General features: G+C 69.7%; 8 protein-coding genes, 1 pseudogene and 1 riboswitch. Of the genes and pseudogenes, 1 reads left to right on the top strand and 8 read right to left on the bottom strand.

Features of this window, described 5'->3' with window-relative positions; translation table 11 throughout:
- Positions 1 to 157: 157 nt before the first annotated feature.
- Positions 158 to 1063: a peptidoglycan DD-metalloendopeptidase family protein gene (locus ACFYQ5_RS35775; protein ID WP_389203760.1), complete on the bottom strand. Its 906-nt coding sequence runs from the start codon at positions 1061 to 1063 to the stop codon at positions 158 to 160.
- Between the two features lie 3 nt (positions 1064 to 1066).
- A riboswitch (cyclic di-AMP (ydaO/yuaA leader) is annotated at positions 1067 to 1225 on the bottom strand.
- Positions 1226 to 1639: 414 nt separating this feature from the next.
- Here ACFYQ5_RS35775 and ACFYQ5_RS35770 point away from each other — a divergent pair.
- A complete protein-coding gene (locus ACFYQ5_RS35770) occupies positions 1640 to 2464 on the top strand; it encodes a tyrosine-protein phosphatase (protein WP_389203759.1) in 825 nt (274 codons plus the stop codon).
- Positions 2465 to 2473: 9 nt separating this feature from the next.
- Here the strand turns inward: ACFYQ5_RS35770 and ACFYQ5_RS35765 are convergent, their stop codons facing one another.
- The 7 genes and pseudogenes from ACFYQ5_RS35765 to shc form a co-directional block, all read right to left on the bottom strand.
- Complete coding sequence (locus ACFYQ5_RS35765) at positions 2474 to 2647, bottom strand: DUF6126 family protein (protein WP_389203757.1); 174 nt, start codon at positions 2645 to 2647, stop codon at positions 2474 to 2476.
- A 78-nt stretch (positions 2648 to 2725) separates the two neighbouring features.
- Positions 2726 to 3346 carry a helix-turn-helix domain-containing protein gene (locus ACFYQ5_RS35760; RefSeq protein ID WP_389203755.1) on the bottom strand — a complete coding sequence of 207 codons (621 nt, stop codon included), beginning with the start codon at positions 3344 to 3346 and terminating at the stop codon, positions 2726 to 2728.
- A gap of 66 nt (positions 3347 to 3412) precedes the next feature.
- Positions 3413 to 4807 (bottom strand): aspartate aminotransferase family protein, encoded by a 1395-nt coding sequence (locus ACFYQ5_RS35755; RefSeq protein WP_389203753.1) that lies wholly within the window; start codon positions 4805 to 4807, stop codon positions 3413 to 3415.
- Positions 4804 to 5544 (bottom strand): annotated as a pseudogene (locus tag ACFYQ5_RS35750) (transketolase C-terminal domain-containing protein); the annotation flags it as partial. The pseudogene ACFYQ5_RS35750 and the gene ACFYQ5_RS35755, both read right to left, overlap by 4 nt.
- Positions 5545 to 5733: 189 nt before the next feature.
- Positions 5734 to 6753 (bottom strand): adenosyl-hopene transferase HpnH, encoded by a 1020-nt coding sequence (hpnH, locus tag ACFYQ5_RS35745; protein ID WP_389203751.1) that lies wholly within the window; start codon positions 6751 to 6753, stop codon positions 5734 to 5736.
- 6 nt (positions 6754 to 6759) lie between these two features.
- Positions 6760 to 7422, bottom strand: a complete 663-nt coding sequence (locus tag ACFYQ5_RS35740; RefSeq protein WP_389203749.1) for a 1-hydroxy-2-methyl-2-butenyl 4-diphosphate reductase — start codon at positions 7420 to 7422, stop codon at positions 6760 to 6762.
- Positions 7423 to 7426: 4 nt separating this feature from the next.
- Positions 7427 to 9427 carry a squalene--hopene cyclase gene (shc, locus tag ACFYQ5_RS35735; RefSeq protein ID WP_389203747.1) on the bottom strand — a complete coding sequence of 667 codons (2001 nt, stop codon included), beginning with the start codon at positions 9425 to 9427 and terminating at the stop codon, positions 7427 to 7429.
- Positions 9428 to 9604: the final 177 nt, after the last annotated feature.

Raw genomic sequence — 9604 nt, 5'->3', positions numbered from 1 at the left:
TTATTTTTTAACCTTACTTTTTCACCTCCGCTACTTTTTTTTGGTTTTTTGGGTGGTTTACAAAAACCCCGTTTTTTTTTTTTTTGGGGGGGGTTTTGGGGGGGGGGGGGGGGCCCCGCCCCCCCCCCCCCCTCTCCCCACCCTCAGGTGGTGTGTCTCAGATGGAGACGCCGTGCGACCGCAGGTAGGCGATCGGGTCGACGTCCGAGCCGTAGCTCGGGCCGGTCCGGACCTCGAAGTGGAGGTGCGGGCCGGTGGAGTTGCCGGTGGAGCCCGAGAGGCCGAGCTGCTGGCCGCCGGTGACGGTCTGGCCGGCCGAGACCTCGAGCGAGGACAGGTGGGCGTACTGGGAGTACATGCCGTCGCTGTGCTGGATGACGACCTCGTTGCCGTACGAGCCGCCCCATCCGGCGGAGACCACGGTGCCCGGGCCGATGGACCGGACGCTGGTTCCGGAGGCCGCCTGGAAGTCGGAGCCCGTGTGGTAGCCGCTGGACCAGCTGGCGCCGGAGGCGCGGTACTGGGTGGTGACGTTGGGACTCTCGACGGGGGCGGCCCAGCCGGAGCTGTCGCTCTCCGACGCACCGGAGTCGGCGGTCTTCGCGGCCGTCTCCTCGGTGGCGGCGGCCGGCTTCTCGGCCGGAGCGGCGGCCTTGGGCGTCGACGGGGCGGCGGCCTCGGAGGGCGCGGACTCGGTGGACTTCTCGGCGGAGCCGGACGTCTTGGCGCCGAGAGTCAGCTTCATGCCCGGGAGGATCAGGCTCGGGTTCTCGCCGACGACATCGCGGTTGTCCTGGTACAGCTTCTGCCAGCCGCCCTTGACCTTCTTGTCGGCCGCGATCTTCGCCAGGTAGTCCCCGGAGACCACGGAGTAGGTCTTCGGGGAGCTCTTCGCCGCCGAGGCCGGGGCGCTCTGGGCGGCCGGAGCGGACTGCTCGGCGGCATGGGCGCCGGTGGCGCCGATCAGCGGGAGGGCGAGAACGGCGCCGCCGGTCCCTGCGGCAAGGACGCCTCGGGCGATCGGGCCGGACTTCACACGACGGTGCTTGCCTTTTGCGGGCATGGGAATTCCTCTCCGGCGCCTGCGAGGTGAGCTGTCGGGTTCGGACTGGAGATGCCCGGCCGCGCGGTGCGCGGCTTAACCCCGAGCCGTACCGGATCCCTCCGGCCGGCGGCCTACCTGGTTCCCCCGCTCCTGCCACACGTGAGTCGGTGCGGATTCCGGGCGGCGGCAGGATGAGGCGTTCCGTCCGGATTGACCGTGACCGTAAGCGAGCCGGGACGCGGCGAACAAGCCGTGTATTGCGAACCGGAATCCACGCTTCATTTCCGGCACGGAATTCCCGTCACACTCCGTGGATTACGGATCTTGGCTTTCCGCGCGGCGTCCGGAATACCCCTCGGGATCTTCACCACACACCGTCACGGATATGATTCCGCTCACCTGCGCCAGCCCATCTCCCGCACAAGCAGGGCATGTTCCGCTAAATACACCAATACGGACATGGCATGGACGGCGCCTCACCGGACGGGCCGATGCCACAGCACCACGGACGGTTGCCCGATGCGGCCATGTCGTATCGTCGCGGGCGTGCCCCGTCGGCGAGCGGCGCCGACGCCCGACACTCCAGGAGCCCTTGTGACGCAGCTGCCAGAGGTCCCGCCGGCCGGCCCCGACCCGACGGATGTGAACCTGACAGGTGTCCGCAACTTCCGTGACGTCGGCGGGCTCCCGACCACGGACGGCCGCACCGTCCGCTACGGGCGCCTCTACCGCAGCGGCCATCTCGCCCACGCCGACGAGGCCGACACCGCCTTCCTCGCCGGGCTCGGCCTGCACACGGTCTTCGACTTCCGCAACGCCGCCGACCACAAGCTCGACGGTCACGACGTGGAGCTGCCCGGCGTCCGGAATGTCAGCATTCCCCTCTCCGATCCCGCCGACGGCGCGGAGTTCTGGCGGCTGGTGCGCGACGGGAACATCCAGCAGCTCCGCTCGATCCTGGCCGACGGCAAGGGAACGGAGCGTATGGTCGCCTCGTACCGCTCGATCATCAGGGACCGCACCGCCGAGCACAGCCGCGTCCTGCACGCGCTGGCCGAGGACAGCGTGCCGGCCCTGATGCACTGTGCGGCGGGCAAGGACCGGGCGGGGCTGTCGATCGCGGTCTCGCTGCTCGCGGTCGGCGTCGAGAGGGAGGCCATCGAGGCCGACTACCTCAAGTCGAACGACGCGCACCGGCGCTACAGGGTGCGGCGCAGCGACACCTCGTCGGCAGGAATGTCCGACGAGGTGATGGAGCTGCTCAATCCGCTTTTCGGTGCGCACGCCGAATACCTCGACGCGGCGTTCGCCACGATCGAGGAGATATGGGGCAGCACGGACCGCTACCTCCTCGAAGGGCTGAAGATCAGCCACGAGACCCGCGCGAAACTGCGTGAGCGCCTCGTCGAGGGCGCGTGACGCCTGGGCTCAGCCCTTACCGGCCACGGTGAAGAGGAGGAAGAGGAAGGCCGCGATGACGTGTCCGGCCACCAGGTAGGCGAAGAGCCGGATCACGACACCGCGAGGCATCCGCCGCTCCTGGGCGTCCGCACTCTTCGGCCTGCGCGGGGTGAGCGGGTCGTAGTACTCCGAATCGGACATGACAGTCCTCTCTTCCGGCCGCACGGCCGGGGTGACGAAGGGACGCCCGGTAGGGACGCCGCGTGGGGGCGTGCGGGCTCAGAGCCGGTGGACCCCGTTGCCCAGGCACAGCTCGGCGGCCGGGCTCTGCAACAGCGTGTGGACGAAGAGCAGGCGCGCCCCGCCGGTGTCGAGTGCCGCGATCCGGTGCGGGGTCAGCGAGTCGAAGTGCGCGCTGTCCCCCGGATCGAGGTCGTGCACGGTCTCCCCGAGCACGACGCGCAGCCGGCCGTCGAGGACGTACAGCCACTCCTCCCCAGGGTGGACGCGTACGAGATCGCCCTCGGTCCCGTACGGGACGCGGACGCGCAGCGCCTGCATGGCACGGCCCGATCCGCCCGCCTGCCGGTAGAGCCAGCCACCGGCCCCGGCGCCTCCCGGCGTGCCGTCGAGCGGGCCTCCGCGGACGATCGCGTCACGTTCGGGCGGCATCTCGCCCAGGAGCTCGGATACGGTCGTACCGTAGACACGGGCAAGGCCGAGCAGCATCGGCAGCGAAGGCTGCCGCCGGCCCGTCTCGAGACGGGAGAGGTGAGCCGGGGAGAGCCCGGCCCGGCCGGCCGCGGCCTCCAGGGTGAGGCCACGATTACGGCGCAGGTCGCGCAGGCGTGGCGCGATCCCGGGGATCTCGTCGACCACCCCACCGTCAGGAGGATTCATACCTCCATTGGGCCAAAACCTTTCCTCCGAGGCAAATAATTTGCCTCAGAGGCAAAGTCGCGGTTCTCAGCGGTTGGCGACGGCCTGCTTCACCAGTGTTCTGCCGAAGTCCCACATCAGCCCGCCCCCACTGTGCGCGTCGTCCATGACGGCGGTGAAGGCGGTCACGAAGCGGTCGACCTCCGGTTCTCCGATGACCAGCGGCGGAATCAGCTTGATCACCTCCATGTGGTCACCGGAGACCTGGGTGAGGATCCGGTGCTTCTGCAGCAGCGGCACCACCACCATCTGCGCGAAGAGACCCTTGCGGGCCGCCTGCAGCATCGTCCAGCGGCTGCGCAGCTTGAGGGACGACGGGCGGCCGAACTCGATCCCGATCATCAGCCCGCGCCCGCGCACCTCGTGCAGCAGCTCGTAGCGGCCGACGAGCGCGGCGAGCCGTTCCCGCAGCAGATCACCGGTGCGACGGGCGTTCGCGACGGTCTCCTCCTGCTCCATCACGGCGAGGACGGCGAGGCCGGCCGCCATGGCCTGGGCGTTGGATCCGAAGCTGGCGGAATGGACGAGGACCCGGTCCATGGACGAGTAGACACGCTTGAAGATCCAGTCCTTGCCGAGCGTCGCGCCGACCGGGACGTACCCGCCCGAGAGCGCCTTGGCGACGCAGAGCAGATCGGGTTCGACGCCCTCCTCGTGCTGGTACGCGTAGAAGTCGCCGGTCCGTCCGAGCCCGGTCTGCACCTCGTCGGCGATGAGCACGGCCTTGTGCCGGTGCAGCAGCTCCTGTGCCTCCCGCAGGAAGCCGGGTGGTGAGGCGTGGACGCCCTTGCCCTGGATCGGCTCCACGACCAGCCCGGCCACATCACCGCGCTTCAGTTCGCGCCGCAGCGCGTCGAGGTCGCCGAGTGTGATGGCCGTGTCGGGCAGGAGGGGCGCGAAGCCCTCCCGGAAGCCCTTCTCGCCGTTGACGGAGAGCGAGCCGGTCGTCAGCCCGTGGAAGGCGTGGTCGCAGTAGAGGATCCGCGGCTTGCCGGTCGCGTACCGGGCGAACTTCAGGGCGGTCTCGACCGCCTCCGTGCCGCTGTTGCCGAAGAACACCCGGTCCAGGTGCGGGCTGTGCGCCAGCAGCTTCTCGGCCAGCAGCCCGGGCAGCGGCTGGCAGTCGAAGCGGGTGAGGTCCGCGAGCGAGGCGTCCAGGACGTCGTGGAGCGCCCGGCGTACGACGGGGTGGTGCCTGCCGAGCCCCATCACGCCGAAGCCGGCGAGCATGTCGAGGTAGTCGTTGCCCTCCGCGTCCCAGAAGTGCGCGCCCTCCGCCCGCTCGTAGACCTTGTCGAAACCGAGGGTGTGGAGCATCCGCGGCAGCTGGTGGTTGAGGTGCCGGGTGTGCAGCTCGTAGCGTTCGGCACCTCGTTCCGCGAGGAGCCGCGCCAGATCGAAGCCCGGCTGTTCGTCCTTCATGCCCCGTTCTCCTTCGGCGTGGTCCGCTTTCCCGCGTCAGCGCGGCGCTCCAGCGCCGCGCTGACGCGTCCGGCGATCTCCACCGGCGTGAGCCCGATCTCTGCGAGTACCTCACCGCGCCCGGCGTGCGCGAGAAACCTCTCGGGGATTCCGAACGTCCGCAGCGGTACGTCGACGCCGGCGTCCCGCAGCGCCTGTCCGACGGCCCAGCCGACTCCGCCCGCTCTGCTGTTGTCCTCGACGACCGCCACCAGCCCGTGCCGCGCGGCGAGCGCGGGCAGCTGCTCGTCGACCGGTTTGACCCACCGCGGGTCGACGACGGTGCAGCGGATTCCGGCTCCGGCGAGCAGGTCCGCGGCCCGCAGACAGAGCGGAGCGAGTACTCCTACGGCCACCAGCAGGACATCGGGGTCCGGTGCCCGGTGCAGGACGTCCATCCCGCCGACCGTCCCGATGGCAGGGACCGGCTCCCCCACCGACTCCTTGGGGAACCGGATCACCGTCGGCGCGTCGTCGACGTCGAGGGCCTCGCGCAGTTCCTCGCGCAGCCGGTCGGCGTCGCGCGGAGCGGCGATCCGGAGTCCCGGGACGACCTGGAGCACGGACATGTCCCACACGCCGTTGTGCGAGGGGCCGTCCACTCCGGTGACACCGGCCCGGTCCAGGACGAACGTCACCCCGCACCTGTGCAGGGCGACGTCCATCAGCACCTGGTCGAAGGCCCGGACGAGGAAGGTCCTGATCTCCTCGGCGAGTTCACCGAGTTCCGGTGGGCTCAGTGCCTTGAGATCCGGCGGCCCCTTGATGGATTCCAGCAGCGTCACGCCCGGGCCCCTCTCCCTGGTCCTGTTCTCGGCTCGCGGTCACGGCCGGAACCCCGGCGGGGTTCCGGCCTCCTCCTGCCCTCCGGACCCGCGCTCACGGCATCAGCGGTTCCCTCCGATGGTCTCCCGGGCCGCTCGCAGGGATTCCTTCAGGGATCCCATGGTGGCGAGCACCGCGGTGGGCTCGTACCCGCAGTGCGCCATGCAGTTGGCGCAGCGCGGGTCCTTGCCGCGGCCGTACTTGTCCCAGTCGGTGTCCTCGATGAGCTCCCGGTAGGTGGGGACGTACCCGTCGCTCATCAGGTAACAGGGCCGCTGCCAGCCGAAGAGCGAGTAGTTGGGGATCGCCCAGGCCGTGCAGGAGAAGTCGGCCTTGCCCTCCAGGAAGTCCAGGAAGAGCGGGGAGTGGTTGAGCCTCCAGCGGCTCCGGTTGCCGCCCGCGAAGGCCTTCTTGAACAGCTCGCGGGTCTGCTCGACACCCAGGAAGTGCTCCTGGTCGGGGGCCTTCTCGTAGGCGTAGGCGGGCGAGATCATCATCTCGTCGACCTTCATCTCGTCATTGAGGAAGTTGAGTACCTCGATGACCGTCTGCGGGGTGTCGGTGTTGAAGAAGGTCGAGTTGGTCGTCACGCGGAAACCACGTCGCTTGGCCTCCTTCATCGCCTCCACCGCTTCGTCGAAGACGCCTTCCTTGGCGACCGACTCGTCGTGCCGCTCCCGCAGCCCGTCGATGTGCACGGCGAAGGCGAAGTAGGGCGACGGGGTGAATTTGTCGAGCTTCTTGCGCATCAGCATGGCGTTGGTGCAGAGGAAGACGTACTTCCTCTTCGCCACCAGCTGGCGCACGATCTCGTCGATCTGCGGGTGCATCAGCGGCTCGCCGCCGGCGATGGAGACCATCGGGGCACCTGATTCCAGCACCGCCCCGACCGCCTGCGCGACCGGCATGCGCTGCTTGAGCACTCCGGCCGGGTGCTGGATCTTCCCGCAGCCCTCGCACGCCAGGTTGCAGGCGAACAAGGGCTCCAGCTCGACGATCAGCGGGAACTTCTCCCGCCTGCGGAGCTTCTGTTCGAAGAGATACGTCGCAACCTTGATGGACTGACGGAGCGGCATGGCCATCTGGGCTCACCTCCTGGGGAGCAGCAAAGAACGGTGCCATTCATGAAAAGCCGGAAGGACGGCACGGAGGACGCGGAATGCCGATATTCCACCGCGGACCGTGCCGATACGGACGAGCTCATGCTCTGGAGCATCCACGACCACCCGTACGGCGGCAACGGGGCGTGGCCCCGTCCGTACGGCGGTGCGGAGGGTGGCGGCGGACTCCATGTCCACCGCGATGGCACCGGTGGCCCGGAGCCCGGCCCGCTCCGGCCCCCGTACGACGTGTCCGGAGCCGTTCAGCGGACCGGTGTGGACCGTACGCCCCGGTACCGCCCTGACCAGTGCGTCGACCAGCAGGCCGGTGCCGGTGCAGGCCGTGGTGCCGCCGGCGTCCCGGGTCTCCTCGGCCACCACGAGATCACCCGGGTGCATGCCGGGTTCCAGCCCGGCGCAGAAGCCGGAGGCGATCACCGCGGTGCCGCCGGCCCCCTGCTGTCCCAGCGCGACCCGGACGGCGTTCTCCGCCGCCCGGGGGCCCATCCCCGACCTGATGATGCTCACCGGGCCGGGGCCCGGGACGCCGCCGCCACTCCGTCCGGTGCGGAGGGCGAAGCGCTCGATGCCGAGCGCGCAGGCGATGAGCAGCGGCGTGGTGGGACCGGGCGGCTCCTGTGCACCACCCATCGGCTCAGGCTCCCTTGCCGGTTCCGGCAGCGGTGGCGAAGGGGTCGCCGTACACGTACCGGCCGAGTGCGGTGAGGGGGAAGACCTGCCGGTACAGGTGGTAGTTGATGGAGAAGTCCCACGGGAAACCGGTCCCGGTGAAATGCGGCTCGTCCCAGGAGCCGTCGGCCTGCTGGGTCTCCGCCAGCCAGCCGACACCGCGCTCCACCGATCTGGTGTCCCGCTCGCCGGCGGCCAGGAGCGCGAGGAGCGCCCAGGCCGTCTGGGAGGCGGTCGAGCTGCCGTGGCCGATCCACTTCTCCTCACGGTAGGAGCGCAGGTCCTCGCCCCAGCCGCCGTCGTCGTTCTGGACGGACTTCAGCCAGTCGACGGCCCGCCGCACCGAGGGGTGGGCCGGGGGCAGCCCGGCCGCGATCAGCGCGGGCACCACGGAGCCCGTCCCGTAGATGTAGTTGACGCCCCACCGGCCGAACCAGGCGCCGCTCGGCTCCTGTTCGGCGAGCAGCCACTCGACGCCCCGGCGGGTGCGGGGGTGACGCGCCCAGCCTTCGATAGCCAGCATCTCCACCACATGTCCGGTGACATCGGCCGACGGCGGGTCGATGACCTCGCCGAAGTCGCAGAACGGCAGCCGGTTGGGGAACGGGCTGGTGTTGTCCGCGTCGAAGGCTCCCCAGGCACCGTTGCGCGACTGCATACCGAGGTTCCAGCGCACGCCGCGGTCGATGGCCGCCTCGACCCTCGCGGGGTCGGGGTGGCGGACACGGCGCAGCGCCAGGACGACTTCGGCGGTATCGTCGATATCCGGGTAGTTGTTGTTGTGGAACTCGAACGCCCAGCCACCCGGGGCCAGTTCGGGTTTGCGTACGGACCAGTCGCCGGGCCGCACGATCTCCTCGCCGAGCATCCAGTCGGCCGCTCTCACCAGCGCCGGATGGTCGGGGCTCACCCCCGCGTCGGCGAGGGCGATGGTGGCGAGACAGGTGTCCCAGACCGGGGACTGACAGGCCTCGACCATGCGGGCGCCGTCCTCACGCCACACGGTGAACCGGTCGAGCGAGTCGAGCCCTGCCCGCATGACCGGGTGGTCGAGGTCGTATCCGAGCAGGTGAAGGGCGATGACGGAGTACACCGCGGGCGGCTGGATACCGCCCCAGCAGCCGTCGTTCTCCTGGCGTTCGATGATCCAGCGGGCGGCGGCGTTCATGGCGACGCGCCGCAGTCTGCGCGGGGCGACCTTGTGGTAGAGGTGCAGCGCCTTGTCGAGCCGCTGGAAGACACCGTCCCAACTGGCCGCCGGAGCAGTTCCCTTGGGCGGGTTGGGGCACGCCGGGTCGGTGTGCAGTTCGTCCAGGGCGAACGGGGCGGGCCGGACGGGCCGCTTCGCGGACACGATGGTGAGCGGCACGATGGTCTGGCGGGCCCAGCAGCCGAAGTCGTAGATGTTGAGCGGGACCCACTTCGGGAAGAACATCAGCTCGGGCGGGAGTTCCGGCAGGTCGTCCCACTTCCACCAGCCGAAGAGCGCGAGCCAGATCCGGGTGAAGACCCGGGACTCGGCGATGCCGCCCTGTTCCCTGACCCAGCCGGCCGCGCGGATCATATGGGGGTCGTCCGGCCGGTCTCCGGCCAGCCTCAGGGCGACGTACGCCTCGATGGTGGCGGAGAGGTCGGGCGGTCCCTCGTAGAAGGTGTTCCAGGTGCCGTCGCCGAGCTGCTCGCCCCGGATGAAGCGGGCCGCGGCCTCGACGGTGTCAGGGTCCTGGATTCCCAGGAACTGACGGAGCAGCAGGTCCTCCGCGTCCATGGTGACGTTGGTGGCGAGGTCACCCTTCCACCAGCCCTGCGCGTCCTGTCTGCCGAGGAGGTGCTCCACCGAGCGTTCCGCGGCCTGCCGCGCGACGGCGAACGTGTCGCCCGCGGCGTTGGTCGATTCGGTCGGATCGCTGGCCGAGGCCGCGCGGAGGTTCGCGGCCCCGGTGCTTCCGTCGGTCGTCGCTGTCATGGCTTCCCCTTCGTGCAGTTTGGTCCTCTGCTGTGCTGGGGTCTCCGTCGGCGGGGGCCCCCGGGGGGGCCCCCCCGGGGGGGGGACTCCGTAATTGTTGGTGTTTATATCATTAGTTAGACCACCCAATAGGCGGGGCCGGGGGGCTGCCCCCCCCCACGTTACCGCCAGTAGCAG

Origin of the sequence: Streptomyces sp. NPDC005794 (assembly GCF_042871445.1) — a bacterium.
In the GTDB taxonomy this organism is placed as follows: domain Bacteria; phylum Actinomycetota; class Actinomycetes; order Streptomycetales; family Streptomycetaceae; genus Streptomyces.
The sequence above is the reverse complement of the archived record's forward strand: the minus strand, read 5'-3'. Positions and strand labels throughout refer to the sequence as shown.

Coding starts and splice junctions, on each gene's coding strand:
- ACFYQ5_RS35775 (WP_389203760.1), bottom strand. CDS start 1,063: ATGCCCGCAAAAGGCAAGCACCGTCGTGTGAAGTCCGGCCCGATCGCC.
- ACFYQ5_RS35765 (WP_389203757.1), bottom strand. CDS start 2,647: ATGTCCGATTCGGAGTACTACGACCCGCTCACCCCGCGCAGGCCGAAG.
- ACFYQ5_RS35760 (WP_389203755.1), bottom strand. CDS start 3,346: ATGAATCCTCCTGACGGTGGGGTGGTCGACGAGATCCCCGGGATCGCG.
- ACFYQ5_RS35755 (WP_389203753.1), bottom strand. CDS start 4,807: ATGAAGGACGAACAGCCGGGCTTCGATCTGGCGCGGCTCCTCGCGGAA.
- hpnH (WP_389203751.1), bottom strand. CDS start 6,753: ATGGCCATGCCGCTCCGTCAGTCCATCAAGGTTGCGACGTATCTCTTC.
- ACFYQ5_RS35740 (WP_389203749.1), bottom strand. CDS start 7,422: ATGGGTGGTGCACAGGAGCCGCCCGGTCCCACCACGCCGCTGCTCATC.
- shc (WP_389203747.1), bottom strand. CDS start 9,427: ATGACAGCGACGACCGACGGAAGCACCGGGGCCGCGAACCTCCGCGCG.